The sequence below is a fragment of the Micromonospora terminaliae genome (assembly GCF_009671205.1).
Lineage (GTDB): Bacteria > Actinomycetota > Actinomycetes > Mycobacteriales > Micromonosporaceae > Micromonospora > Micromonospora terminaliae.
In genome coordinates, this window is the sequence record NZ_CP045309.1 from 2,315,476 (window position 1) to 2,339,572 (window position 24,097).

At 72.1% G+C, this 24,097-nt stretch carries 27 protein-coding genes and 1 pseudogene; 14 read left to right on the plus strand and 14 right to left on the minus strand.

The features are described 5' to 3' along the window. Positions 1 to 59: 59 nt before the first annotated feature. The 9 genes from GCE86_RS10140 (at position 60) to GCE86_RS10180 (ending at position 7,880) form a co-directional block, all read left to right on the plus strand. The gene (locus tag GCE86_RS10140) at positions 60 to 431 is read left to right on the plus strand and encodes a YciI family protein (RefSeq protein ID WP_154226711.1); all 372 of its coding nucleotides are present in this window, start codon (positions 60 to 62) and stop codon (positions 429 to 431) included. 43 nt (positions 432 to 474) lie between these two features. Further along, on the plus strand, positions 475 to 1,701 hold the full coding sequence (locus tag GCE86_RS10145; RefSeq protein ID WP_154226712.1) for an RNA polymerase sigma factor: 1,227 nt from the start codon (positions 475 to 477) through the stop codon (positions 1,699 to 1,701). A 243-nt stretch (positions 1,702 to 1,944) separates the two neighbouring features. Beyond that, positions 1,945 to 2,226, plus strand: coding sequence for a YciI family protein (locus GCE86_RS10150; RefSeq protein WP_244317255.1), 282 nt, complete (start codon positions 1,945 to 1,947; stop codon positions 2,224 to 2,226). 106 nt (positions 2,227 to 2,332) lie between these two features. Beyond that, positions 2,333 to 2,911, plus strand: coding sequence for an IS607 family transposase (locus tag GCE86_RS10155; protein ID WP_154230429.1), 579 nt, complete (start codon positions 2,333 to 2,335; stop codon positions 2,909 to 2,911). Further along, positions 2,908 to 4,278: an IS607 family element RNA-guided endonuclease TnpB gene (tnpB, locus tag GCE86_RS10160; protein ID WP_154226713.1), complete on the plus strand. Its 1,371-nt coding sequence runs from the start codon at positions 2,908 to 2,910 to the stop codon at positions 4,276 to 4,278. Before GCE86_RS10155 ends, tnpB begins: the two co-directional genes overlap by 4 nt. Before the next feature lie 92 nt (positions 4,279 to 4,370). Continuing rightward, a complete protein-coding gene (locus tag GCE86_RS10165; protein WP_154226714.1) occupies positions 4,371 to 5,096 on the plus strand; it encodes an ABC transporter ATP-binding protein in 726 nt (241 codons plus the stop codon). Then, positions 5,093 to 5,863 (plus strand): ABC transporter permease subunit, encoded by a 771-nt coding sequence (locus GCE86_RS10170; protein ID WP_154226715.1) that lies wholly within the window; start codon positions 5,093 to 5,095, stop codon positions 5,861 to 5,863. Before GCE86_RS10165 ends, GCE86_RS10170 begins: the two co-directional genes overlap by 4 nt. Before the next feature lie 17 nt (positions 5,864 to 5,880). Further along, positions 5,881 to 7,206, plus strand: a complete 1,326-nt coding sequence (locus GCE86_RS10175) for a sensor histidine kinase (protein WP_154226716.1) — start codon at positions 5,881 to 5,883, stop codon at positions 7,204 to 7,206. A 14-nt stretch (positions 7,207 to 7,220) separates the two neighbouring features. Beyond that, a complete protein-coding gene (locus tag GCE86_RS10180; protein ID WP_154226717.1) occupies positions 7,221 to 7,880 on the plus strand; it encodes a response regulator transcription factor in 660 nt (219 codons plus the stop codon). 23 nt (positions 7,881 to 7,903) lie between these two features. Here the strand turns inward: GCE86_RS10180 and GCE86_RS10185 are convergent, their stop codons facing one another. Next, on the minus strand, positions 7,904 to 8,320 hold the full coding sequence (locus GCE86_RS10185; protein WP_244317256.1) for a DUF6069 family protein: 417 nt from the start codon (positions 8,318 to 8,320) through the stop codon (positions 7,904 to 7,906). Between the two features lie 122 nt (positions 8,321 to 8,442). Here GCE86_RS10185 and GCE86_RS10190 point away from each other — a divergent pair, with 122 nt between their 5' ends. After that, a complete protein-coding gene (locus GCE86_RS10190; protein WP_154226718.1) occupies positions 8,443 to 9,438 on the plus strand; it encodes a DUF1152 domain-containing protein in 996 nt (331 codons plus the stop codon). Positions 9,439 to 9,449: 11 nt separating this feature from the next. Here GCE86_RS10190 and GCE86_RS10195 read toward each other — a convergent pair whose 3' ends face one another. Further along, a complete protein-coding gene (locus GCE86_RS10195) occupies positions 9,450 to 10,136 on the minus strand; it encodes a helix-turn-helix domain-containing protein (protein WP_154226719.1) in 687 nt (228 codons plus the stop codon). A gap of 158 nt (positions 10,137 to 10,294) precedes the next feature. Here GCE86_RS10195 and GCE86_RS10200 point away from each other — a divergent pair, with 158 nt between their 5' ends. Together GCE86_RS10200 and GCE86_RS10205 are read left to right on the plus strand one after the other, a co-directional pair. Next, entirely contained in the window at positions 10,295 to 10,795 is a 501-nt protein-coding gene (locus GCE86_RS10200; RefSeq protein ID WP_154226720.1) for an SRPBCC family protein, read from the plus strand. 8 nt (positions 10,796 to 10,803) lie between these two features. Continuing rightward, on the plus strand, positions 10,804 to 11,658 hold the full coding sequence (locus GCE86_RS10205; RefSeq protein ID WP_154226721.1) for a hypothetical protein: 855 nt from the start codon (positions 10,804 to 10,806) through the stop codon (positions 11,656 to 11,658). Positions 11,659 to 11,688: 30 nt separating this feature from the next. On the opposite strand, the gene GCE86_RS10210 is transcribed toward GCE86_RS10205, so the two are convergent. The 6 genes and pseudogenes from GCE86_RS10210 to GCE86_RS32010 all read right to left on the minus strand — a co-directional run. Next, entirely contained in the window at positions 11,689 to 12,384 is a 696-nt protein-coding gene (locus GCE86_RS10210; protein WP_154226722.1) for a suppressor of fused domain protein, read from the minus strand. Between the two features lie 31 nt (positions 12,385 to 12,415). Further along, entirely contained in the window at positions 12,416 to 13,393 is a 978-nt protein-coding gene (locus GCE86_RS10215; RefSeq protein WP_154226723.1) for an ABC transporter permease subunit, read from the minus strand. After that, positions 13,390 to 14,289 carry an ABC transporter ATP-binding protein gene (locus GCE86_RS10220; protein ID WP_154226724.1) on the minus strand — a complete coding sequence of 300 codons (900 nt, stop codon included), beginning with the start codon at positions 14,287 to 14,289 and terminating at the stop codon, positions 13,390 to 13,392. Before GCE86_RS10220 ends, GCE86_RS10215 begins: the two co-directional genes overlap by 4 nt. Then, the gene (locus GCE86_RS10225) at positions 14,286 to 14,681 is read right to left on the minus strand and encodes a GntR family transcriptional regulator (RefSeq protein ID WP_154226725.1); all 396 of its coding nucleotides are present in this window, start codon (positions 14,679 to 14,681) and stop codon (positions 14,286 to 14,288) included. The genes GCE86_RS10220 and GCE86_RS10225 overlap by 4 nt, the downstream gene beginning before the upstream one ends. 109 nt (positions 14,682 to 14,790) lie before the next feature. Beyond that, on the minus strand, positions 14,791 to 15,087 hold the full coding sequence (locus GCE86_RS32005; RefSeq protein ID WP_341874579.1) for a sigma-70 family RNA polymerase sigma factor family protein: 297 nt from the start codon (positions 15,085 to 15,087) through the stop codon (positions 14,791 to 14,793). A gap of 157 nt (positions 15,088 to 15,244) precedes the next feature. Further along, positions 15,245 to 15,652 (minus strand): annotated as a pseudogene (locus GCE86_RS32010) (sigma-70 family RNA polymerase sigma factor); the annotation flags it as partial. Positions 15,653 to 15,699: 47 nt separating this feature from the next. Between GCE86_RS32010 and GCE86_RS10235 the strand changes: the two are divergent. Continuing rightward, the gene (locus GCE86_RS10235) at positions 15,700 to 15,987 is read left to right on the plus strand and encodes a DUF2277 domain-containing protein (protein WP_154226726.1); all 288 of its coding nucleotides are present in this window, start codon (positions 15,700 to 15,702) and stop codon (positions 15,985 to 15,987) included. Between the two features lie 17 nt (positions 15,988 to 16,004). On the opposite strand, the gene GCE86_RS10240 is transcribed toward GCE86_RS10235, so the two are convergent. Together GCE86_RS10240 and GCE86_RS10245 are read right to left on the minus strand one after the other, a co-directional pair. Beyond that, positions 16,005 to 16,931, minus strand: a complete 927-nt coding sequence (locus GCE86_RS10240; RefSeq protein ID WP_154226727.1) for an NADP-dependent oxidoreductase — start codon at positions 16,929 to 16,931, stop codon at positions 16,005 to 16,007. A 60-nt stretch (positions 16,932 to 16,991) separates the two neighbouring features. After that, a complete protein-coding gene (locus tag GCE86_RS10245) occupies positions 16,992 to 17,630 on the minus strand; it encodes an HD domain-containing protein (protein ID WP_154226728.1) in 639 nt (212 codons plus the stop codon). Positions 17,631 to 17,805: 175 nt separating this feature from the next. Between GCE86_RS10245 and GCE86_RS10250 the strand changes: the two genes are divergently transcribed. Beyond that, entirely contained in the window at positions 17,806 to 18,783 is a 978-nt protein-coding gene (locus tag GCE86_RS10250) for a GlxA family transcriptional regulator (RefSeq protein ID WP_154226729.1), read from the plus strand. A 60-nt stretch (positions 18,784 to 18,843) separates the two neighbouring features. Here the strand turns inward: GCE86_RS10250 and GCE86_RS10255 are convergent, their stop codons facing one another. The 4 genes from GCE86_RS10255 to GCE86_RS10270 form a co-directional block, all read right to left on the minus strand. Further along, the gene (locus tag GCE86_RS10255) at positions 18,844 to 20,268 is read right to left on the minus strand and encodes a M1 family metallopeptidase (RefSeq protein WP_154226730.1); all 1,425 of its coding nucleotides are present in this window, start codon (positions 20,266 to 20,268) and stop codon (positions 18,844 to 18,846) included. 117 nt (positions 20,269 to 20,385) lie between these two features. Then, positions 20,386 to 21,345: an ROK family protein gene (locus GCE86_RS10260; protein ID WP_154226731.1), complete on the minus strand. Its 960-nt coding sequence runs from the start codon at positions 21,343 to 21,345 to the stop codon at positions 20,386 to 20,388. A gap of 4 nt (positions 21,346 to 21,349) precedes the next feature. Next, positions 21,350 to 22,819, minus strand: coding sequence for a M81 family metallopeptidase (locus tag GCE86_RS10265; RefSeq protein ID WP_154226732.1), 1,470 nt, complete (start codon positions 22,817 to 22,819; stop codon positions 21,350 to 21,352). 12 nt (positions 22,820 to 22,831) lie between these two features. Beyond that, positions 22,832 to 23,974 (minus strand): ROK family transcriptional regulator, encoded by a 1,143-nt coding sequence (locus GCE86_RS10270; protein WP_154226733.1) that lies wholly within the window; start codon positions 23,972 to 23,974, stop codon positions 22,832 to 22,834. Positions 23,975 to 24,097 lie beyond the last annotated feature (123 nt).

Consider the following 24,097-nt stretch of genomic DNA (forward strand, 5'->3'; position numbering starts at 1 on the left):
CTCGTTCGACGTTAGGGTGCGAGGGCCGAGAGGCGGCCGCGCCGACCGAGGAGAACGCCATGCCGAAGTACCTGCTCATCATGCGGGGCACCGACGAGTCGAACGCGGCCATGATGGCCGACATCGACGAGATGATGGCCACGACTCGCCAGTTCATCGAGGAGATGGTCAAGGCCGGCGTCCTCCTCGCGGCGGAAGGCCTGGACGATCCGGCCCGGAGCGTCGTGGTCGACTTCAGCGGCGAGGCCCCGGTCGTCACGGACGGGCCGTACGGCGAGACCAAGGAACTGTTCGGGGGCTTCTTCCTGCTCGACGTCGCCTCGAAGCAGGAGGCGGTCGAGTGGGCCAAGCGGGTCCCCGCCGCCCGTGGGTCGAAGATCGAGGTCCGGCGGGTGCCGGGGAGCGACGAGGTTCCGCAGGTCGGCGAGTGACCGTCCGGGGCCGGGCCGGGCGCGTGAGGAACGGCCGGAACTGATGGGTACGCCCGATGTCGAGGCCGTCTGGCGGATCGAGTCGGCGCGGATCGTCGCCGCGCTGACCCGGTTCACCGGCGACTTCGGGCTGGCCGAGGACGCAGCCCAGGAGGCGGTGGCCGAGGCGCTGGTGTCGTGGCCGCACGCCGCTCCGGCGAATCCGGCCGGCTGGTTGACGGCCACGGCCCGGCGGCGGGCGATCGACGCGATCCGCCGCCGGGCCGCCCTCCAGGACCGGTACGCCCTGCTGGCGGCCGACCTGGCGGTCAACTCGGCGGCCGAGGAAGGCGTCGACCCCGACCGGATCGACGACGACGTGCTCGCGCTCATGTTCGTCAGCTGCCATCCGGTGCTCTCCCCGGAGGCCCGCGTGGCCCTGACCCTGCGCGTGGTCGGCGGCCTGTCCAGCGAGGAGATCGCCCGCGCGTTCCTGGTGTCCGTGCCGACCGTGCAGGCCCGCATCACCCGGGCCAAGAAGACGATCGCAGCCGCGCGGGTGCCGTTCGAGCTGCCGGCGGCCGGCGAGCGCCGGGAACGGCTGGCCGGCGTGCTCAGCGTCCTCTACGTGATCTTCACCGAGGGGTCGACGGCCACGTCGGGCGACCGGCTGCTGCGCCCCGACGTCGCGTACGAGGCGATCCGGCTGGCCCGCACGCTGGCCGCGCTGCAACCGGACGAGCCGGAGGTGCACGGCCTGCTCGCGTTGTGCGAGCTGACGGCCGCGCGGTTCCCGGCCCGGACCGCCCCGGACGGCTCGCCGATCCTGCTCGAGGACCAGGACCGGCGACGGTGGGACATCTCGGCCGTCCGCCGTGGGCTGGCCGCGCTGGCCAGGGCCTCGGCTCGCGGCCTCGGCCCCTACGGCCTGCAGGCCGCGATCGCCGCCACCCACGCGTCGGCGCCCTCGGTCGAGGCAACCGACTGGGACCGGATCGTGGTCCTCTACGAGGCACTCGGCCGGGTCGCGCCCTCGCCGGTGGTCGAGCTCAACCGGGCCGTCGCCGTGGCCATGGCCTCGGGTCCGGCGCGAGCGCTGGCCATCGTGGACGAGCTGATCGCCGCCGACCGGCTTCCCGGTTCCCATCTCGTGCCGACCGTACGCGGTGAACTGCTGGCCCGGCTCGGACGGCGACCGGAAGCGCGCGCCGAGCTGGAGCTGGCGGCCCGGCTGTGCGCCAACCAGCGTGAACGTTCGGTGCTGTTGCGCAAGGCGGCCGCGTTGAGCTGACCTCTCCACCTCGGCGCCCGGATCCGAGCGCGCCGCGCCGGGGCAGGTCCCGTGGAAGGCTTTTCGGGCATAGCGTCGGATCCGGAGCGGGCCGTTCGTAGCGCAGGTGACAGGCGGCTGCCGGAGAAGGCCGCCGGGACGAGGGAGTCAGCAGATGACGCGGTACCTGATCTCGTTCAACGACGGCGCGATGGACCACATCCCGCCGAGGAGCTGCCTGACGTAGGCAAGGCCTCGCACGCGGTGATCCAGGAGGCCGTCGACGCCGGTGTGTTCGTCTTCGGCACCGGACTCGAACGCCAGCAGGCGAGCATCGTGGCCACGGACGGGATGGCCACCGACGGCCCGTACCCGGAGACCAAGGAGGTCATCGGCGGGTTGGTGGTCGTCGACGTCGCCACACGCGAGGAGGCGCTGGCGTGGGCGGCCAAGATCGCCGCCGCGTGCCGCTGCGCTCAGGAGGTCCGCGAGGTCCTGCCCGACCCCGAGATGGACGAGATGCTTCGCCGGGCCGAGGGTCGATGACCACGCTCGACGGCGATTGATCGACGGGAGCGCTGCGCTTCAGGGGGCCAACAACTGCTGGCTGGTCGGTGGTCAGGAGTGCTCAGCAGTCTCCTATGGTGACGGTGTGAACTTGAAGGAATGGGCGGCGGCCACCGGTATCTCGTACGCGACCGCGCGGCGGCGGTACGAGTCGGGAACGCTGCCCGTTTCCGCCTACCGGCTCGGTCGGCTGATCATGGTTGGTGAACCAGTGGCCGGCGTGGCGCCGGATGCCGGGCAGGTTGTGGTGTACGCGCGGGTGTCCTCGGCCGATCAGAAGCCGGATCTGGACCGGCAGGTCGCCCGGGTGACCGTGTGGGCCACCGGTCAGGGACTTGCCGTCGATCGGGTGGTGACCGAGGTCGGCTCGGCGCTCAACGGGGACCGCGAGAAGTTCCTCTCCCTGTTGCGTGACCCGGCCGTTTCGACGATCGTGGTCGAGCACCGGGACCGGTTCGCCCGGTTCGGTGCCGAGTACGTCGAGGCTGCGCTGTCCGCGCAGGGCCGCCGGCTGTTGGTGGTGGACCCGTCCGGGGTCGACGACGACCTGGTGGGTGACGTGACGGAGATCCTGACGTCGCTGTGCGTCCGCCTGTACGGCCGACGCGCCGCCGCGGATCGTGTCCGCCGCGCGGTGGAGGCGGCCACCGGGGATCCGACGTGAGGACGGTCCAGGCGTACCGCTTCGCCCTCGACCTCACCCCGGGGCAGGAACGCGCCGTGAACGCGCACGTCGGGGCTGCGCGAGTCGTGCACAACTGGGCGCTGGCCCGGGTCAAGGCGGTCATGGACCAGCGCGCGTTGGAGCGCTCCTATGGGGTGCCCGATGAGCTGCTGACGCCGTCGCTGCCGTGGTCGCTGGCCGGGCTGCGCAAGGCGTGGAACGCCGCGAAGGCCGAGGCGGCGCCGTGGTGGGGCGAGGTGTCCAAAGAGGCGTTCAACACCGGACTGGACGCTCTGGCCCGCGGCCTGAAGAACTGGGCTGACTCCCGCAACGGCGGGCGGGCCGGCAGGCCGGTCGGTTTCCCCCGCTTCAAGTCGCGCCGCCGTGCCACACCGTCGGTGCGGTTCACCACCGGCGCGATCCGCGTCGAGCCTGACCGCAGGCACGTGGTGCTGCCGAGGCTGGGCCGGTTGAAGCTGCACGAATCCGCCCGTAAGCTCGCCCGCCGGGTCGATTACGGCACCGCGCGGATCATGTCCGCCACCGTGCGCCGCGACGGCGGACGGTGGCATGTCTCGTTCACCGTTGAGGTGCAGCGGGCCGACCGGCAGCCAGCCCGGCTCGGCTCGGTGGTGGGTGTGGATGTCGGGATCAAGCACCTTGCGGTGTTGTCCACCGGCGAGCTGGTCGACAACCCGCGCCACCTCGTCGCCGCGCAGGCCCGACTGCGGGCGCTCGGTCCGGCCTGCTCGCGAAAGTCCGGGCCCGACCGGCGCACCGGCTGCCGCCCCTCGAGGCGCTGGCAGCGCGCCTCGAACCGACTGGGGCGTGCCCACGCTCGCGTCGCGAACCTGCGCCGCGACGGGCTGCACAAGCTCACCACCAGGCTGGCACACGAACACGGCAGCATCGTTGTCGAGGACCTGAACGTCGCCGGCATGCTCCGCAACCGGCAGCTGGCCCGGCGCATCGCTGATGCCGGGTTCGCCGAGATCCGCCGTCAGCTGGCATACAAGACCGGGTGGAACGGCGGCCGGTTGCTCGTGGCCGACCGTTGGTATCCGTCCTCGAAAACCTGCTCGGGTTGTGGCGCGGTGAAAGCCAAGCTCGCCCTGCACGAGCGTGAGTACGACTGTGAGACGTGCGGGCTGACCCTGGACCGGGATCTGAACGCCGCACGCAACCTGGCCGCCCTGGCGGCCGAGCTCAACACCGCCGGGAGTGGCTCGGTGGCAGCACGTGGAGCCGACCAGAAGACCCGCGCACGCGGGCAGGTGGCTGTGAAGCGTGAACCCGGCACGGCATCCGCCGGCAAGACCGGGACCGTCCCCACCGCAAGGCGGGGCGACCGATCGTGTGCTCACTAAAGCGCACTGAAAGGTAACGGCGGAAAACCCCCAGGCGGAGTTGGATGGTTTCCGGCTTCTGACCGAAGGCGGCGCTGCCTAGCGTCGTTCGTATGATCGAACTACGTGAGCTGACGAAACGCTACGGCGACCGGGTCGCCGTCGACGGTCTGAGCGTCCGGGTGCGACCGGGGGTGGTCACCGGCTTCCTCGGCCCCAACGGATCCGGCAAGTCGACGACGATGCGCATGATCCTCGGCCTGGACTCCCCGGACCACGGCGAGGCGCTGATCGGCGGCGCCCGGTACCCGGACCTGAACTGGCCGTTGAAGACGGTCGGCGCGCTCCTCGACGGCGGGGCGTTCCACCCCGGCCGCAGCGCCCGGGCGCATCTGAGCGCGCTGGCCGCGAGCAACGACATCCCCGGTTCCCGGGTCGAGCAGGTGCTGCGCATCGTCGGCCTGTCCGACGCGGCGAACCGGCGCGCGGGCACGTACTCGCTCGGCATGCGCCAGCGGCTCGGCGTCGCGGTGGCCCTGCTCGGCGACCCGGGTGTCCTCCTGCTCGACGAGCCGGTCAACGGACTGGACCCGGAGGGCATCCGCTGGATCCGGGACCTGCTGCGCGCGCTCGCCGCCGAAGGCCGGACGGTGTTCGTGTCCAGCCACCTGATCGCCGAGATGGCCCTGACCGCCGACCGGCTCGTGGTCATCGGCCGCGGCCGGCTGCTCGCCGAGACGACCGTCACCGAACTCGCCGCCGCCGGCGACAGCCTGGAGGACGCGTTCTTCCGGCTCACCTCGGAGGCCACCGACTACCGCGGAGTGGGAGCGTCATGAACAGGTACGGATTCCGGCACGCGGCCCGGATGGAGCGGATCAAGCTGAGCAGCGTCCGGTCGACCTGGTGGCTGGCGACCGCCGCGGTGGTCTCGATGGCCGCGGCCGGAATTGGGGTGGGGCTCGGGTACCGATCGCACACCCCGGTCGCGACCGCCGCCCAGATCTTCAACAACAGCCTCGGCGGCGCCATCCTGGCCCAGCTGCTCCTTGGCGCGCTCGGCGTCCTCATGGTGACCGGCGAATACGGCAGCGGAATGATCCGTTCGACGTTCGCCGCCGTCCCGCGGCGCCGGACCGTCCTGGCCGCGAAGGTCGCCGTGTGCGGCGGCGCGGCCCTCGGCGTCGGTCTGGTCGCCAGCTTCGCCGGCTACCTCGGCGGACAGCTCGCCATCCGCGGCACCGCCATCCCGGCCGCGTCCCTGACCGACCCGGCCATCCTGCGCGCGGTCGTGCTGACCGGCCTGTACCTGGGCGTCACCGCGCTGATCGGGGTCGGCATCGGCACGATCGTGCGGCACTCGGGCGCCGGGATCGGCACGCTGTTCGGCCTGATGTTCGTACCGATGATCGTGGCCGGCCTGTTCGGCGAGAGCGGAATCCAGGTCGGCCGCTTCGTCCCGCTGCTGATGCTGCTCAACTCGATCGCGGTGACCACGCCGGTGCCCGGGCTGTTCGCCGGCTGGATCAGTGCGCTGCTGATGTGCGGGTACGCGGCGGTGGCGATCCTGTGCGGCGGAGTGCTGCTCCGCCATCGCGACGCATGAGCGGCGACAATGGCCTGATGACCGCGCTGCGCGCTCCGTTCACCACACTGGCCCTGCGCCGGGCGGTGTTCTGCCTCGCCGGCGTGCTCGGAGCGGCCGCGGTCCTGGGCGTGCCGGTGCTCCTGCCGGCCCTCGGCGCCCTCGCCCTCTGGGCGAGCGGAGCCACTTCCCGGCAGCCCGCACCCGCCGTCGCACCTCTGTTCCTGGTCCTGCTCCCGCTCACCGTCGCGCTCCTGATCGTGCTGGGCGCCCCGATCGGCCGCGCGATGGGAACCGTGCACCGCTCACTCGCCGATCGGCTGCTCGACGTGCACGTGGACGCCCCACCGCCGCGGCTATCGAGGCGGATCGGCGCCCTGGTCTCCGACGGGCCGGGCTGGCGGGCCGTCGGGTACGGCCTGCTCAAGGTGCCACTGGCCATCCCCGAGGGCTACGGCGCGTTCTGCTACGTGTTCGGCCTGGTCAACCTCAGCTACCCGGTCTGGTGGCCGCTGTTCCGCAACCACCCGCCCGGAACGCGCCTCGGCCCGGTGTGGGCGCTGACGCCGTTCGGCGCCATCGGCGCGCGGACGTTCGCCGGGGCGTTCCTCATCGCCGCGGCCGGCCTCGCCATGCTGCTGGTCGCGCCGTGGCTGCTGCGGGCCGGTACGGCACTGGACGTCGCCGCGATGCGTTGGCTGCTCGGTCCGCGCCGGCTGGCCGAGCGGGTACGCGAACTGCAGGTCACCCGGGCCCGCGCGATCGACGACGCGGCCGCCATGATGCGCCGGCTGGAACGGGACCTGCACGACGGCGCCCAGATCCGGCTGGCCACGCTGGCCATGAACCTCGGCATGGCCGCCGAGAAGCTCGGTGCCGACGGCCCGCCACCCGACCTCGCACAGGCCCGCGAGCTGGTCGCGCTCGCCCACCGCGGCGCGAAGGACGCCCTCACCGATTTGCGCGACCTGGTGCGCGGGATCCACCCGCCGGTCCTCGACAACGGCCTCGGCGACGCCCTGGCGACGCTCGCGACGAGCAGCGCCGTCCCGGTCGCGGTGACCGTCGAGCTGCCCGGCCGCCCGGCGCCCGCCATCGAGACCATCGCCTACTTCTGCGCCTCCGAGCTGCTCGCGAACGCGGCCAAGCACAGCCGGGCGACCCGGGTCGGGCTCGGCGTCGCCGCATCCGGCGCGGGCCTGACGCTGACCGTCACGGACGACGGCATCGGCGGGGCGAACCCGGAGGGCCCCGGCCTGTCCGGCCTGGCCCGCCGCATCGCGGTGGTGGACGGCCGGATGCGCGTGCACAGCCCGGCCGGCGGTCCGACCCGGGTCGAGATCGACCTGCCCACACACGTGTGAACGGAGGCGACGGTATGCGGGTGGTGATCGCGGAGGACGCCGCGATGATGCGCGAAGGACTCGTCCGGCTGCTCACGGACCGCGGTTTCGAGGTGTGCGCGGCGGTGGCCGACGCGGAGGCCCTGCGGTCCGCCATCGCCGCCAGCACGCCGGACGTGGCCGTCATCGACATCCGCATGCCGCCGACGCACACCGACGAAGGACTGCGCGCCGCCATCGACATCCGGCGCGAGCACCCCGACGTCGGTGTGCTGGTGTTCTCCCAGTACGTCGAGACGCGCTACGCAACCCGCCTGCTCGCCGACCGGCCCACCGGCGTCGGGTACCTGCTCAAGGACCGCGTCGCCGACGTCGCCGACTTCGTGGACGCGCTGACCCGGGTGGCATCCGGTGGCACCGCGCTGGATCCGGAGGTCGTCGGCCACCTGATGCGGGCCGGGCAGGAGACGGCCGGGGTGGCGTCGCTGACCCCCCGGGAGCGCGAGGTGCTGTCGCTCATGGCCGAGGGACGATCCAACGCCGGGATCGCGGCGGCTCTCGTCATCACCGCCGGAGTCGTGGAGAAGCACGTGGCGAACATCTTCGCGAAACTCGGTCTGCCGTCCTCGGACAGCGACAACCGCCGGGTCCTGGCCGTCCTGCGCCACGTCAGCGGCGTCCGACACCTCCGGTAGCTCCATGGTGGGATGGTGACCGGTCAGGCGGCCAGGCGGCGCGCGACGGCGGGGATCACGATCGCGGCCGCGACCAGGTGGGTGAGCATCAGCAGCACCTTGGTGGTCGCCTCGGCGTCGACGATCACGTCCGGCACCAGCGACAGAACCGTCAGCACCACCGTCGTGCGGACGAAGGCGCGCCGCGGACGCCGGGCGAAACGGGACAGCAGCGCCGCGATGACCACGCCGACCAGCGAGAAGACGACGGTCAGCACGCCGAACCCGGTCACCGGAATCGGGGCGCCACCGACGTCGAGGCCGACCCCCGCCGCGTTGCCGGCGGCGGCGACGGCCATGGTGGCGGCGCTCGCGGCGACCGCGGCGATGACACCGGTCCGGATCAGCGCACCGAAGGTCGAGGTGGTGGCGTGGGTCGTGTTCGTGGTGGTGGTCATCATGCCCTCCAGCGGGTGAATGGACCGGCTCGGTGCCGGGCTCTCACCAGGACGACGAAGAGGCCCCACCGCAATCGACAGCACGCCCAGATCTTTTTTCGATGACCATGGTTGATCATTGAGCGGTGACGAACCCCGCCGTCCAGCCGTCCGGTCCCGATGCGTTCTCCTTGGCGGTTCCGCCGCTGTTCGCCGCGCTGGCTCCGGCGCGGAGCATCCTCATCGCCGGAGCGGGCGGAGGGTTCGACGTGTACGCCGGCCTGCCCCTCGCGTTCGCGCTGTGGCGTGGCGGCGCACAGGTGCACCTGGCCAGCCTGTCCTTCTCCGAGCTGGAGTTGGTCGACCGGGAGGCGTGGGTAGCGGAGCACGTCGCGGCGGTGCGGCCGGACACTGCCAGTCCCGACTGGTACTTCCCCGAACGGACGCTCGCCCGGTGGCTGGCGGCTCAGGAACTCCCGTCGACCGTGTACGCCTTTCCGCCGCTCGGTGTCCAGCCGCTACGGGCGGCGTACCGGCATCTGGTCGAACACCTCGACGTCGACGCGGTGGTGCTGGTCGACGGAGGCACCGACGTCCTGCTGCGCGGCGACGAGAGTGATCTCGGCACCCCGGTGGAGGACATCACCAGCCTGGCGGCCGTGGCCGCGCTGGACGTGCCGGTCAAGCTGGTGACCAGCCTCGGCTTCGGCATCGACGCCCACGACGGCGTCAACCACGTCGAGGTGCTGGAGAACCTCGCCGCGCTCGACCGCGACGGCGGCTACCTCGGCGCCCTGTCCATTCCCGGTTCCAGCCGCGAGGCCGCGCTGTACCGCGATGCCGTCGCCGACGCCCAGGCAGCCACCCCGGACCGGCCGAGCATCGTCCAAGGTCAGATCGCCGCCGCCACCAGCGGCGCGTTCGGCGACGTCCGGTTCAGCCGGCGCACCGGCGGCGGCGACCTGTTCGTCAACCCGCTCATGGCGATCTACTTCACCGTCGACCTCGACAAACTCGCCGCCCGATGCCTGTACCTCGACCGCATCGAGAACACCATCGGCAGGCGACAGGTCATCACGCGCATCCAGGCGTTCCGCGACGAACTCCTCAGCGCACGCGTCCCCCGCGCGTTTCCCCACTGAGCCCCGAGCCGTCAGCGCAGGAGGAGGTGGTTCGTCTCGGCTCTGCCGATCTCGAGGCCGTCGCGATAGAGCACCGCACGGGCGTAGGTGGTCGAGCCGCCGGCCACCAGGATGTCCGACCAGTGCACGTCGAAGCAGTACCGGCAGTGGAAGACCTGTTCCGCCCGGTCGTCGACGCGGTGCACGGAGACGGCGACGTCGATCGATCGGGCGTTCTCGACGTTGTCCAGCGCCGCCGTCCCGGTGAAACGTCCCCACACCGCCGAGCGGCCCGGTGAGTACCTCAGCTCGACGACGCCGAGGTGAACGTTGCCGTAGCCGGCGGGAACGTGGCTCGTCCAGATCAGCTTCCGGGCGTGCATGGTGCGCTTGTCGGGCACGCAGCCACACCGCTCCGGGTCGGCGCCGTCGACCACCGGTTCCGGTGGCAGCGGCGGGTCGGGATGCGAGCCGCCCGGCCCGGCGCCGTCGCCCTCCCAGCGAGGCCGCCAGATCGCCGGGTCGTCGCCACACACCTGGGTGAACGCCTCGACCAGCGTCCAGCTGGGATGGCGGCGGCCGTTCTCGACCATGGACAACGCGGCGATCGAGTACCCGGACCGCGCGGCGAGCTGCCGCAGGCTGAGCCCGCTGCGAAGGCGCAGGTCCCGCAGGCCGAGGGACAGCGTCGGCGCGCCGTCGTCGGAGTGTCGCCGCATCCCGCCCCGATCACCCACGAAGAACCCATCGCTCGTTGTGGGCCCGGCACCGTTCACTGCTGTTCACATCGCCGGGGCAACCCTTTACCGGTCGAATCCTAGTGGGCGAACCTGATCCGGCAGGCGACGCTTCGCGCCGACAGACCCTGGAGGAGCCGATGACCGCCGAACCTGAACCCAGCCCGGATGCCCGGCGGCTCGAACGCACCTACGACGCTCCGGCAGAGCGTGTCTGGGAGCTGATGACCACCGCGGCCGGCCTGGATGAGTGGTGGGCGCCGGATGGCTTCGAAACCCGGGTCAGCGAGGTCGACCTCAAGCCCGGTGGCCGGCTGCGGTACACCATGACGGCGACCGCCCCGGAACAGGTCGCCTTCCTCGACCGCACGGGCAACCCGGTCTCGGTCGAGCTGCGGAAGACCTTCACCGAGGTCACCCCGCCGGCGCGCCTCGCCTACCGGTCACTGATCGACTTCGTACCCGATCAGGAGCCGTACGAGCACCTGACCGTCATCGACATCGAGCCGGTCGGCGACCGCACGAAGGTGATCATGACGCTCGAACCGCTGCACGACGACACCTGGACACAGGGCTACTGCGCGCACCGGGCCGAGGAACTCGCCAACCTCGAGGCGCTGCTCCGGCGAGTCCCGGGTTAGCCACGCTCATGTCACGAAAGGCACGGACCACCCGACGAAAAGCCGCGGCTCCTCCCGGTGCCGAACCGCCCAGGTTCAGTCCCGCCTGGCTGGCCGAGGGCTACCGGCGGTACCGCCTCATCGGAGCGGTCGTCGCGGCCCTGCTCCTGGTCGGGGCGGCGGTGGGTAAGGGTGCGCTCGACGCGGTCAGCGACAAGGCACGCCAGGCCGTGACCTCGGCGCTCGACCAGCCGTCCCGAGCGTCAGCAGCGGATCCGCTGCGGATCACCGTCCGCACGGCCGCGGGCAGCGCCGAGTGCCCGCGGACCAGCTTCCTCCTGCCGAGCCTCGCCGCGCTGCGCGGCTCACCGTCTCCCTCGTCCGAGTACGGCTCCGAGGAGTGGATCCACGCGCACGGCGGCGTCCCGGCCGTCGGCGTCGTCTACTTCACCGTGCAGACACCGTCGGCCAGTGCCGTGCTGCTCACCGGGCTGCGCGCGGTGGTGGATCGGCGGCAGCCGGCCAGCGGCGTTCGCGTGGGCCTGACCAGCCAGTGCGGGGGCGAGGTCGACAGCCGGTACTTCGCCGTCGACCTCCAGGCGGCCAGTCCACGGGTGGCTGCCCGGCCAGGGGTGGACGGGTACACCGGCACGACGGTCGCCCCGGCGGTGACCTTCCCCTTCAAGGTCTCCGCGACCGATCCCGAGGTGTTCGTCGCGAACGTCGGCGACGTCACCGGTGACCTGACCTGGCACCTCGAGTTGGACTGGGTCGCCGACGGCAACCCGGGTCACTCCCGCCTACCCGAGCGTGGTGCCTTCCGCACCAGCTCCGGCCCCGAGAAGACCGTCGAACGATTCGGACAGCTGCTCGACGGGAGCTGAGCACGCCCGAACAGCGCCCGGGTCGCGCCGTCACGCGTACGAGGGCCGCTGCGGGTCCAGCAATTCGGTGACGCGACCGCGATCGAGCACCTCGATGAGCGCGTCGGTGCCGCGTTCCACCTTGACCGCCATCTCGTCCGGGTGCAGCGGGATCAGCGCGAGCAACGCGATCCGGACGCCGTCAGCGACGTCGATCGCCCGGGCCTCGGGCGCCACCCGCAGCATCGGCGCGACGACGACCCCGGCGAACGGGCTGCCCTCGGCGTACGGCTGCGCGGGGTCACCGTTCGGCACGGAATGCCACTCGCCGATCCAGGTCCCGTACTCGTGCGGCAGCCGGGCGACCTCCTTGAGGACGCGCAGCGGCCACCCGGTCGCATCGTCGAGCCCGGCCACCGCGTCCAGCGGCCAGTCCGCAGGCAGGCTGAGCATCAGTTCGGCGTACGGGCTGATGCCGTGGCCCTCCGGCACCGTCATGGGCAGCTCGCTCATCCCGGACGTGATCAGCGTGCGGTACGGGCGTTCCTCGGTCGGTGCCACGACATAGACGTGCACGCCGACCAGGTGCGAGACGATCTCGTGGTAGACGAACTCGACCGGCCCGAAGTGTTCCTCGATGTGCCGGTCGATCGCGTCGGCGAAGGCCTGCTGCGGGCCCTGCGCCGGCACGAACCCGTCGTGCAGCGACTCATGACGGAGGACACCTGACCCGCGCGGTTCGTTCATGACGACGCAGCCTAGTGCCTTGACCAGGGCACTAGATCATACGGCGGCGCACCCGCCATACCACCACACCGATCAGGACCGCCGCGACGGCGACGAACAGGGCCGCCTCAATGAGTTGGAACGTCCAGAACCGGTCGGCCGGGTGGTAGACCCCGAACTGCTGGATGCCGCGCGCGTGCAGGAACTGGTTGAGGTTGGTGCCGGCCCGGTTGGCGGCGGCCTCCAGCTCGTAGTACTCGGTCCAGCTCAGCCTTCGGCCGGTGGCGTCCGCGTAGCCGTGTTCGATCCTCCAGTCAGCGAAGCTGGGCACGGGCCAGTGCCCCGCCTGGTCCGTCGAGCCGCTGACGGGGACCGGCTCCATGGTGGTGAGCGGGGTGGCGTACGCGGGACGGGCCAGCAGCGCCACCGACATCCGGGCGGCGAGGAACGCTCCGAACGCGACGCCGAACGCGGGCAGGCTGCGCCGCAGGATCGCCCCCGTGGCGGTGGCGACGCCGAACGCGAACAGCGCGTACGCCAGCGGAACAAGTCCCTCCAGGTCGAAGGCGTCGTACTGGAACCGCCCTTCCCACGCGTCGAAGGGCTGACGGAACCAGGTGAGCACCGCGGTGAACATCCCGGTGAGCGCGACGGTTACGCCGGCCAGTGCCGCGAGCTTGGTGGCCAGCCAGCGCATCCGCGGCACGGCCTGCGTCCAGGCGAGCTGCCAGGTGCCGCCCTCCAGTTCGCGCGCGAGCAGCGGCGCACCGAGGAACGCACCGATGACGATGGGGACCAGATAGAAGCCCGCCAGGAGGTTCTCGACGTACCCGTACTCCTCGTCGAGCCGGCGGAAGGAGGCCGCGCAGCCCTCGTTGACACCGGCCTCTCCCGCACACCGGGCGGGACCGCCGGGGAACAGGTCGTGGGCGTGCGTCCCGAGCACGAGCAGGGCGATGCCGAACATGCCGACAAGCAGACCCAGGACACCGACCTCGGCCCGGTGCTGGCGCCAGATCAACCACGTCATGCCGCCACCCCCGACCTGACCGCGGGGCTCGGCTCGGTCGGCCGGCGCAGGTACGCCAGCACCAGGTCCTCCAGCGCCACCGGCTGGGCCTGCCAGCCGGGCGCGGTGGTGATCGCGCCGTCGCGTACCAGCAGGGTCGTGTGCCGGTCGCTGTGGACGGCCTCCACGACGGTGCCGGCGCGGTCGAGGTCGGTGTCCGTGCGCGGGCCGACGAGCAGCCGGTGCTCGGCGAGGAGGGTGTCGATGTCACCCGTGAGCGTGACCCGGCCGTGGTTGAGCACGATCAGGTGATCGCAGACGCGCTCCAGCTCGTGCACGAGGTGGGAGGAGAACAGGACGGTCACCCCGCCTTCGGCGACCGCGCCCATGAGGATCTGGAGGAACTCGTGCCGGGCCAGCGGGTCGAGACTGGCCACCGGCTCGTCGAGGACGAGCAGGTCCGGTCGCTTCGCCAGGGCCAGGGCCAACGCGACCTGCGCCTGCTGCCCGCCGGAGAGCGCACCGGTTCTGCGGTCGAGCGGGATGCCGAGCTTCGCCAGCCGGCGTTCGGCCAGCCCCTGGTCGAACCGCAGGTTGCAGGCCCGGCCGAAGCGGAGCATCTCGGCGACGGTGAAGCGCTTGTACAGCGGATGGTCCTGGGCCAGGAACCCGACCCGGGACAGGGTGTGCGGGGTGCTGGCGGTGACGTCGTGGCCGAGGACCTCCACGGTGCCGGTGCTCGGCGCCAGCAACCCGACGACCAGGCGCAGCAGCGTGGTCTTACCCGCGCCGTTCGGCCCGACCAGGGCGATCACGCCGCCGGCCGGCAGGGTCAGGGTGCAGTCGCGCAGCGCCCAGCCCTTCCGGTATCGCTTGCCCACACCGTCGGTGCGCAGCGCGACCTCGGTCTCTGTCACGCCACGTCCTCATTCCTGGTCTGCTGGTGGACGGAGGTGAAGAGCGCGTTGACCGCCTGCTCGTCGAGGCCGGCGCCGTAGGCGCGGCGCAGCCAGGTCGCCAGGGCGCGGCGCAGCGACGTGTACGTCGATGCCGGCATCGCGGCCACCTGCTGTTCGTTGACGAATGTGCCCTGGCCGGGCCGGCCGGTGACCAGGTTCTCCTGCTCCAGCTGCCGGTACGCCTTGGCGACGGTGTTCGGATTGATCGCCAGGTCCTCGACCACCTCGCGGATGAGCGGCAGGCGGTCGCCGGGTTGGAGGAAGCCCAGCAGCACCGCCTGGCGGACCTGCTGGACGAGTTGCAGGTACGGCGGCACGCCGGAGTGGGCGTCGAGCCGGAAGACGAACACAGTGCCCCCTTGCTGCTTTACTAGGAAGGTAGTAAAGCAGCAGGTTGGCGGTCAAGAGAGCCGGCGCGCCCGCAGGACACTCGGCCGATGTGGCGTGCGACTTCTTCGCCTAGGGCTCGAGCGTGGCGGGCATGCCGAACGCGGCGACGTGACGGGCGCCGATGAAGGCGTTGCTCTCCACGATCTTCCCGTTCTCGATCCGGAGCACGTCGACGACCAGGGCCTCGTAGTGCGGGCAGCCGGGCCGGCGGAGATAGTTGATCAGCGCCGGGCGCCCGTTGGCCGAGGTCGGGAACGTACGCCAGTCGAGCGGCCGGCCGAGGAACTCGGAGGCCGCGTCGATCCCGACGACCGCAGGCTCGGGCGGCATCGTGATCCGTACGTCCTCGGCGAGCAGTGCCCGGATCGTCTCCGGGTCCTTCGCGCTGGTAGCGGCGCAGGATCTCTTCGTCCTCGCTGGTGAGCTGCGGGCGGCGCCAGTCCTTCGGGTCCGACGGAGCGCGCCCCCGGAGGGTGTGGCGGGCCCGCTGGAGGAGGCTGTTGGCGGCCGCTACGGCGGTGCCGAGCGCGGCGGCGATCTCCGGTGGCGTCCAGCCGTGGACGTCGCGCAGCACGAAGGCCGCCCGCTGCCGCGGCGGCAGGTACCTGAGCGCTGCGATCAGGGCCAGCTCGACGGTCTCCCGGGCGGCGACACCGGTCTGCGGGTCGTCGGCCAGCAGGGCGTCGGGATAGGGACCGAGCTCAATGGACCACTCCAGCGGGTCACCATACGGCACCGTCCGGTGACCGGCCGCCTTGCGGCTGTCGAGGAAGACATTCGTGGCGATCCGGTAGAACCAGGTGCGCGCCGACGCCCGGCCCTCGAAGCGGTCGCGAGCCCGCCAGGCACGCAGGAAGGTCTCCTGCACCAGGTCGTCCGCGTCGGCGACGTTCCCGGCGAGGCGGTAGCAGTGCACGTGTGTGGGCGGCACCGCTAACCGATCCGCCGGTGTCCGCCGGACCTGGCATTCTTGGGGGCATGTGCAGGAACATTCGCGTGCTTCACAACTTCGAGCCGCCGGCGACCGAGGACGAGATCGAGGCCGCCGCCATCCAGTACGTGCGCAAGGTCAGCGGCTCGACCCGGCCGTCCACGGCCAACGAGGAGGCGTTCGACGAGGCGGTCCGCGCGGTGACGGCGGCCACCCGGACCCTGCTGGACAGCCTCGTGACGAAGGCGCCTCCCCGCGACCGCGAGGTGGAGGCCGCGAAGGCCCGGGCGCGCGCCGCCGAACGGTACGGCGTCCGAGGGGCGACGGCGGGCTGACGGCCGCCGCGCACTGGTCACGAGGTCTCGTCCGCGACCTGGATGATCGTCTTGCCGGGCGTGCGGTGGCGGCGGGCGAACGCGGAGACCGTCTCGGACAGCGGTCGCACGGCGCCGACGATGGGCTTGAGCCGTCCGGTACGGACGCGCTCGGCCAGGTCGGCCAGCTGGGCGCGGTCGGGTTCGACGACGAAGAAGACGGCTCGCCCGTCCTTGGGCTGCACGCTGGGCGGCGCGGCGATGGTGACGAGGGTGCCGCCCGGGCGTACCAGCTCGGTCGATCGCGCGAGGATGTCGCCGCCGATGACGTCGAACACCACGTCCACCTCGCCGGCCTGCTGGAGATCGTCGGCGTCCAGGTCGAGGAAGGTCTGCGCCCCGAGGCGGAGCGCGACCTCCCGGTCGTCGGCCCGGCCGGTGCCGATGACCCGGGCGCCCGCCTCCCGGGCGAGTTGCACGGCGATCGATCCGACGCCGCCCGCGGCGCCGTGGATCAGGACGGTCTGTCCGGTCCTGAGGTGGGCGTGGTCGAACAGCCCCTGCCAGGCGGTCAGCCCCGAAATGGGCAGGGCGGCGGCCACGGTGTGGTCGATGTCGGCCGCGAGGGGAGCGAGGTTGCGGGCCTCCACCGCGGTGAACTCGGCCAGGGACCCGTCACGGGCCCAGTCGGTCAACCCGAACACCCGCTGGCCCACGGTGAGGCCGGTGGTCCCGAAGCCGAGCTCGACCACGACTCCGGACAGCTCGTGCCCGGGGATGGTGGGTGTCCGGTCACGGCCGGCGCGATCGGTCCACGTCGCCGGCCAGTCGAGTTCTCCGGGGGTGAAGCCCGCGGCGTGCACACGCACGATGACGTCGTTCTCCGCCGCGTGCGGGTACGGCATGTCGGTCAGGGTGAGCCCGCCGACACCAGCGTCACGGTCTCGTACGGTGATCGCTCGCATTCTCGAAATCCTTCCAGGAAACGTCGTCGGTACGGGCCGGCTCGGCGATCACGGACCCCGTCAGCTCGGCCAGGGCGAACCGAGCATGCGCTCGACCGTCGTCACGCGGTGGAACCCGGGGAGGAAGTGTTCGAGCACGTCGGAGTTCACGGTGCCGTTCGTCGTTTCGGGGCGGTTCTTCAGCCCGTCGACGTAGGTGCGCAGGAACTCGTTCTTGAAGTCCCCTCGCGGATGGGCGGCGAGGATCTCGGCCAGCTGATCCTGTTCCAGCTCGTCCAGGCCGAGGCCGAGCACGTCGGTCAGGACACCGAGGTATGTGGTCGCGATCTCCGGCGCCATCCGGTGGGGGATGCCCGGCGTGGTGTGCAGCGCGATCGCCGTCCAGACGGTCTCGGCGGCGGCCGCCGAGAAGCCCCGGTCCAGGAGGAACGTGCGCGCGTGGTCGGCGCCGTCGACCTCGAAGCGCTGCTCGACGTCGGAGAAGGAAGTCAGGAGACCGGTGTCGTGGAACATGGCCGCCAGGTAGAGCAGCTCCGGGTCCGGCTTCACGCCGAGCTGGCGAGCGTGCATGAGGCCGAAGAAGAAGACCCGTCGGGAGTGGTGGTAGATGAGGGGGCTGGTCGTGTCCTGGATGCGCCTGGTCGCTTCGGCGACCGCCGCGGTCTCCGGAATCTCCAAGCCCGCGATGACCTCTGGCATGATCTCCGACCTTCCGGCAGGGGTGTGTCCGGCCTCCATGCTGCCCACCGATCGTCGTACGGCGCCGCCTTCGTCCGGCCAGGAATCACCTATATCCGGACAGGGCGTCGCCCGTCGCGGCCCGCGCCCGTGGTCGTAACGTGGGTGACCGGGGATCGGGCGGGAAGGGATCGGAATGGTGGAAGGTAACCCTCACCGCGTCGCGATCTTCGTGTACGACGGGGTGACGTTGCTGGACGTCGCCGGTCCCGCGGAGGTGTTCAAGGAGGCGAACAGGTTCGGCGCCGACTACCGGATCGTGCTGCTGTCGCCCACCGGCGCGGACGTCACGTCGAACCTCGGGGTCCGGATCGCGGTCGACGGCGCCGTCTCGGCGGAGCCGGCTTCCGACACGCTATTGGTGGCCGGCTCCGACCGCTATCCGCGCGCCCCTGTGCCCGCCGAGCTGGCGGACGCCGCCCGGGCACCGGCGGCGGTGGCGGGCCGGGTCGCGTCGATCTGCACCGGGGCGTTCGTCCTCGCCGCCGCCGGCCTCCTCGACGGCAAGCGCGCGACCACCCACTGGCAGGTCGCGCACGAGCTGGCCGCCCGGTGTCCGACGTGCCGCGTCGAGCCCGACGCGATCTACGTCCGCGACGGCACCACCTACACGTCGGCCGGGGTGACGGCCGGTATCGACCTGGCGCTCGCTCTCGTCGAGGACGACCACGGGCCGGATCTGGCGCGCGACGTCGCCCGTGCCCTCGTGGTGTACATGCAGCGTGCGGGCGGCCAGTCCCAGTTCTCGGCGCCGCTGCAAGGGCCGCCGCCCCGCTCGCCGGCTCTCCGTACCGTCACCGATTTGGTCACGGCGAACCCCCGCGGGGACCACTCGCTCGGTGCGCTCGCGAAACATCTCAACGTGAGCACCCGGCAGCTCACCCGGCTCTTCCACGACGAGCTGTCCACGACACCGGCCCGCTACGTCGAGAACATCCGATTCGACATGGCCCGGGCGCTTCTCGACCAGGGACACACCGCGACGCAGGCCGCTACGCTCGCCGGGTTTCCCAGCTACGAGAGCATGCGACGGGTCTTCGCCCGGAAACTGTCGATCAGCCCCGCCGCCTACCAACGCCGGTTCAGCACGACCCGCCGCACCGGCGCGGGTTAGTGCACACCGAGGGCGCAGGTGGGGCCCCGCGACCGGAACGGTAACGGGACCCCACCGTCGTCACCAGGTCGTGGGCTTGCCCTTCTGGTACAGCCACACGTCGAAGAAGGCATCGAGGTTCTGCCCGGATTCCCGCTCGGCGAGGGCGACGAAGTCGGCCGTCGCGGCGTGGCCGTACCGGTGGCCGGCCGCCCACGCGCGCAGGATGCGGAAGAAGGTGGCATCGCCGACCTTGCCCCGCAACGCGTGCAGGGTCATCGCCCCCCGGTTGTACGGGATGTTGCTGAACATGTCCTCGGGGCCCGGGTCGGCGAGGACGATCTGCCAGAACGACGACGACGCGGCGCGACCGTAGTTGCTGCTGCTGTTGAAGGTCTGGCTGACCGACGCGCCGCCGTTGTACTCGGTGTACATCCACTGGGCGTAGGTGGCGAAGCCCTCGTTGAGCCAGATGTCCGACCAACGCTCCGGGGAGACGCTGTCGCCGTACCACTGGTGTGCCAGCTCGTGCGCCATCGTGCCGACGCTCGCGGCGCTGGAGAAGATCGGCTTGGTCTGGGTCTCCAGGGCGTAGCCGACGTCGGGGGCCCGGTCGATGATCGCGCCGGTCGAGGCGAACGGGTACGGGCCGAACTGGGCGGAGAAGAAGTCGATCATCTTGGGGATCTGCGCGACCGCGGCGGCGGACCCGGCGACCTGCCGCGGGTCGACCGCGACGTACACGGGGATCCCGCTCGGCGTGGTCGACTCGGTGACCACGAAGGTGCCGATGGAGATGGTCGCCAGGTAGGTGGCCATCGGTTCGGTCGAGTCCCAGGTGAAGGTGGTCCAGCCGTCCCGGGTCTCCTTCGCCAGGAGCTGGCCGTTGCCGACGGCGGTGAGCCCTTCGGGCACCGTGGCGGTGAACCGGAAGGTGGCCTTGTCGGTCGGGTGGTCGTTGGTGGGCAGCCAGGCCGGCGTGCCCTGCGGCTCACCGACCACGAAGGCGCCGTCGTCGGTGGGCACCCAGCCTTCGATCGACCCGTCCGGGTCGGTGATCGGACCGGGTACGCCGGAGTACCTCACCACCACGGTGAAGGCCCGCCCGGCCTTGAGCTTCGGGCGGGGCGTGACGACCAGTTCCTGGCCTTCCCGGACGAAGTCGGCCGCGTGCCCGTTGACCGTCAGCGACGAGATCTGCGGACCGCGGAAGTCCAGGTTGAACCGGTCGAGATCCTGCGTGGCGGTCGCCGTGACGGTGGCGGTCGCGGCCAGGAACCGGGTCGCCGGGTCGTAGGAGAAGGTCAGGTCGTAGTGCTGGACGTCGTACCCGCCGTTGCCCTCGTCCGGGAAGTACGGGTCGCCGACGCTCGCGGCGCCGGCCGAGTAGCGCGGGGCTCCGGGGTTGCCCGGTGCCGCGCCGGCCGAGCCCGGTGCCACCACCGAACCGACAGCCACCAGGGCGGCTGTGGCGAGCGCGGCACCGCGCAGGCGTGGGACTGTCATGTGGATCCTCCCCCTTGGACTGCCGCGGCGGCGCCGGCCGCCGGACGCGTAGTCCCATCCACCCGCACCGCACGGCCATCGTCAAGGTCCCCGGGCCGCGTCACCAGGGAGACCGGCTCATCCCTCGCCCGGCTCCGGTGCGCCCCAACCGTCGGGAACGGACAGCCCGGCGAGCCGCCGGGCCAGGACGGCGGCGCCGATCTGTGCGGCCTGCGGACCGAAGGCGGAGCGCAGCACCGGTGGCGGCGTCCGCCAGGCGAGGGCCGCGCGCAGGGCGTCGCGTACCGGGTCGAAGAACAGCTCGCCCGCGTCCGCCAGCCCGCCGCCGAGGACGATGCTGGCCGGATCGAGGGTCAGGGTGAGGGTGGCCAGGGCGATCCCCAGCGCCTGGGTCGCGTCGTTCCAGACGGCCGCGGCGACCGGGTCGGTGGCCAGCGCGTCGGCGATGGCGCGGCTGTCCGCGCCCGGAGCGCCGCCGAGCCGGGCGTAGCGGCGGGCCAGCCCGCCGGCGGACGCGTAGACCTCCAGGCAGCCCCGCTGCCCGCAGCTGCACGGCTCGCCGCCGGGGTGGACCGGCATGTGGCCGACCTCGCCGGCCGAGCCGGTCGCGCCCGGCACCGGCTCGCCGTGCACCACCACCGCAGCGGCGATGCCGGTGCCCAGCGGCAGCAGCAGGAAGTCGTCCAGCCCCCGGGCCGCCCCGGCCACCGCCTCGGCGACACCGGCCGCCCGCGCGTCGTGCCCGACCGCCACCGGGAGCCCGAGGTCGTCCCCGACGAGGGCGCGGAGCGGCACGTTGCGGAACCGGAGGTTGGCGGCGTACCGCACCACCCCGTTCGTCTCGTCGACGAGGCCCGGCGTGACCACGCCGATCGCGGCGGGTGTGGCGCCGAGATCGAGCGCGTCGTCGCGCAGCTGCAGGCACAGGGACCGGACCGCCTTGACCGGGTCGTCGTCCGCGCACGACGGCACGGTCAGCGTGTGCCGGCGCCGGCCGTCCGCACCGACCACCGCCCCCTTGATGGTCGTTCCGCCGACGTCGACGGCGAGGACGCACTGGTCTTCGGGCTGCGTCACGCGATCACCCGGTCACCACGGCGAGGTCCGCGGTGAAGTCGCGGTCCAGGGGAAACACCGGCCGCACCACGTTCCGGTACGGCAACCGCGCGAGGTCCTGGTCGACGCCGCCCGGCGTCAGGGCGAGCAGCCAGTCCCCGGCGGCGTCGAACAGTTCGGGTTCGAGATAGCCGATCTTCACCACGACGAGATCCACCTCGTCGACCTTGACGCCCAGCCGGGCGTAGGAGTCCAGGAGGCGGTACTGCATCCGGCGGGAGGTGACGAAGACGCTGAGCCCGCCCACCCGGACGCTGACGCACCGCCCGCCGTCGGGATCGTCGGCGACCGCCTCCAGGATCCCGTCGAGCGGCAGCGGCCCCGGATCGCGGGAGTCGATCCGCCCGCCGACGGTCACCCGGACCGGCGAGCCGGGCGGCTGGTCGGCGATCTGCGCCACGGCCCGCGGGTCCACCAGCGAGGCGAACACGGCACGACGGGAGCCGTCGCGGATCTCGGGGCGGGCCAGCATCCGTTCCAGGGCGAAGGTGACGTCGTCGGCGCCGCCGGCACCCGGGTTGTCACCGGAGTCGCTGATGAAGAACGGTCGCCGGGCCGGATCGGCGACCGCGGCCAGGGCGGTGTCGAGGCACTCGTCCATCGATCCGGTGGGAGCGACGAAGGCGAACTCGTCGCGGGCCGCCCAGAAGTGCCCGCCGAGCTCGCGGGCCGCCTCGGCGGTGGCCGTGGCGTCGGTGCCGGTGACGACGACCGCGCCCCGGCAGCGCGGCTGGTCGGCCCAGGCGAACCCGATCCAGATGGCCGCGTCGAGGACGCCGTCGCGGGCCTCGACGTCGGGGATCCGGGCGTAGAGGCCGCGGGCCGGCTCCTCGCGGGTGCTGGTCATCTCGCCGGGCAGCAGGATCGGCACGTGGACCAGCGCCTTGTGCGGGCGCTGCTGCCGCCGCAGCGCCTCGACCAGGTTCCGGGCGGCGCGCTCTCGGGTCTCCCACACGTCGACGTGCGGGGCGGTGCGGTAGCAGGTGAGCAGGTCGCAGGCGTCGAAGAGCACCTGGGAGACGTTGCCGTGCAGGTCCATCGCGGCGGAGACGAACGGCTCCGGCCCGAGCACCGACCGGATCGCGGTGACGAGGTCGCCCTCGGCGTCGTCGCTGCCGACCACGGTCATGGCGCCGTGGAAGTCCAGCAGCATGCCGTCGAGGGGGCCGGCCGCGGCCAGCTTCTCCACCAGCTCGGTGGCCCAGGCGTCGTACGTCGCCCGGTCCACCGCCCCGCCGGGCAGGGCCCGCGCGTGCACGAGCGGGATCCACTCGACGTCGGCGGCCCAGGGCTGGGCGGGGGAGAGCCAGTCGTACCGCGCCAGCAGCGCATCGCCCCGGGTGACCTCGAAGTCGTCGGCGGTGCTCAGGTGCGGCGAGAACGTGCTGGACTCGATGTGGATGCCGCCGATGGCGACGCGGAGGGGACGGGGCACGGGTGTTGCTCCTCAGGAGGGTCGTACGTCGGTCGTCGTGCGCAGCAGGTGCCCGAGGCCGACCAGGGCCGCATCCGGGCCCGCGACGCTGGCTTCGATGGTCAGGGACTGGGTCATGGACGGTAGGCAGCGCTCGTAGAGCATCCCGCGGGTGGCGGCCACGTAGACGTCGAGGCTGGACAGTGCGCCGCCGATGACGACGGCGTCGGGGTTGAGGAAGTTGACCAGGCCGGAGAGGGCGACGCCGAGCAGCCGGCCGGCGTGGCGCACCATGGTCACCACGGTCGGGTCGGCGTCGCTGACCGCTGCCACGATCTCCCGGATCGTGGTCGCCGGCGAGCCCTGCTCGGTCAGTTGGCGGGCCAGGGCGGCGCCGCTGGCGACGGTCTCCAGGCAGCCCCGGCTGCCGCAGGAGCACTCCCGCTCGCCGCTGTCGGCCACGCGGACGTGGGTGACGTCGCCGCTGAGGCCGCGGCCGCCCCGGTAGATCTGACCGCCGCTGACCAGGCAGGCGCCGATGCCGGTGCCGGCCTTGACGTAGATCATGTCGCCGAACTCGTTCCGCCGGGTGACGTACTCGCCGATCGCCGCCGCCTTGGCGTCGTTGTCGACGACCACCGGCACCGGGAAGCGCTCGGCGAGGCGGGCCCTCGCGTCGACGCCGCTCCAGCCGGGCATCCGGGCCGGGCCGATCAGCCGCCCACCGGGGAACTCGACCGGACCCGGCAGAGCGACACCGACGCCGAGCAACTCCTGGCCGGGTGCCGCCGCCTGGAGCCGCTCGACCGTCGCCCCGACGACCTCGAACACCTCCGTCGGGCCGGCGGCGATGTCGATGGCCACCTCCTCGGTGGTGCGCAGCGCTCCGTCGGGCGCGCACAACCCCACCCGGGCGTGCCGGCCGCCCAGCTCCGCGACGGCGAGGATCCCCTTGGTCTCCCGCAGGCGCAGGATCCGGGGCCGCCGTCCGCCGGTGGACCGGCCCACCCCCTCCTCGAGGATGACGCCCTCCTCCAGCAGCCGGCGCACCACGCTCGTGACGGTCGAGGGGGCGACCTGCAACGCCTCGATGAGGTCGGCGCGCGAGGTGACCGTGCCGCTGGCCAGCAGGCTCAGCGTCTGGTCTCGCAGCGTGGCGGAGATCGAAGGTTCCAAGGGTGCCTCTCCTTGTTCGGGCGGTCCTCCGGCGCCGCCTCAGTGTCGCAGTGCCCGGCAGGGTGCGCCCCGGAGCCCACGCGAAGAGTTTCGGTCGATGCTTCGCCGACTTCGATCGTACCC

Coding starts and splice junctions, on each gene's coding strand:
- GCE86_RS10180 (WP_154226717.1), top strand. CDS start 7,221: ATGCGGGTGGTGATCGCGGAGGACGCCGCGATGATGCGCGAAGGACTC.
- GCE86_RS10250 (WP_154226729.1), top strand. CDS start 17,806: ATGGTGGAAGGTAACCCTCACCGCGTCGCGATCTTCGTGTACGACGGG.
- GCE86_RS10175 (WP_154226716.1), top strand. CDS start 5,881: ATGACCGCGCTGCGCGCTCCGTTCACCACACTGGCCCTGCGCCGGGCG.
- GCE86_RS10245 (WP_154226728.1), bottom strand. CDS start 17,630: ATGCCAGAGGTCATCGCGGGCTTGGAGATTCCGGAGACCGCGGCGGTC.
- GCE86_RS10185 (WP_244317256.1), bottom strand. CDS start 8,320: ATGATGACCACCACCACGAACACGACCCACGCCACCACCTCGACCTTC.
- GCE86_RS10165 (WP_154226714.1), top strand. CDS start 4,371: ATGATCGAACTACGTGAGCTGACGAAACGCTACGGCGACCGGGTCGCC.
- GCE86_RS10145 (WP_154226712.1), top strand. CDS start 475: ATGGGTACGCCCGATGTCGAGGCCGTCTGGCGGATCGAGTCGGCGCGG.
- GCE86_RS10170 (WP_154226715.1), top strand. CDS start 5,093: ATGAACAGGTACGGATTCCGGCACGCGGCCCGGATGGAGCGGATCAAG.
- GCE86_RS10140 (WP_154226711.1), top strand. CDS start 60: ATGCCGAAGTACCTGCTCATCATGCGGGGCACCGACGAGTCGAACGCG.
- GCE86_RS10210 (WP_154226722.1), bottom strand. CDS start 12,384: ATGAACGAACCGCGCGGGTCAGGTGTCCTCCGTCATGAGTCGCTGCAC.
- GCE86_RS10200 (WP_154226720.1), top strand. CDS start 10,295: ATGACCGCCGAACCTGAACCCAGCCCGGATGCCCGGCGGCTCGAACGC.
- GCE86_RS10240 (WP_154226727.1), bottom strand. CDS start 16,931: ATGCGAGCGATCACCGTACGAGACCGTGACGCTGGTGTCGGCGGGCTC.
- GCE86_RS10215 (WP_154226723.1), bottom strand. CDS start 13,393: ATGACGTGGTTGATCTGGCGCCAGCACCGGGCCGAGGTCGGTGTCCTG.
- GCE86_RS10255 (WP_154226730.1), bottom strand. CDS start 20,268: ATGACAGTCCCACGCCTGCGCGGTGCCGCGCTCGCCACAGCCGCCCTG.
- GCE86_RS10235 (WP_154226726.1), top strand. CDS start 15,700: ATGTGCAGGAACATTCGCGTGCTTCACAACTTCGAGCCGCCGGCGACC.
- GCE86_RS10205 (WP_154226721.1), top strand. CDS start 10,804: ATGTCACGAAAGGCACGGACCACCCGACGAAAAGCCGCGGCTCCTCCC.
- GCE86_RS10195 (WP_154226719.1), bottom strand. CDS start 10,136: ATGCGGCGACACTCCGACGACGGCGCGCCGACGCTGTCCCTCGGCCTG.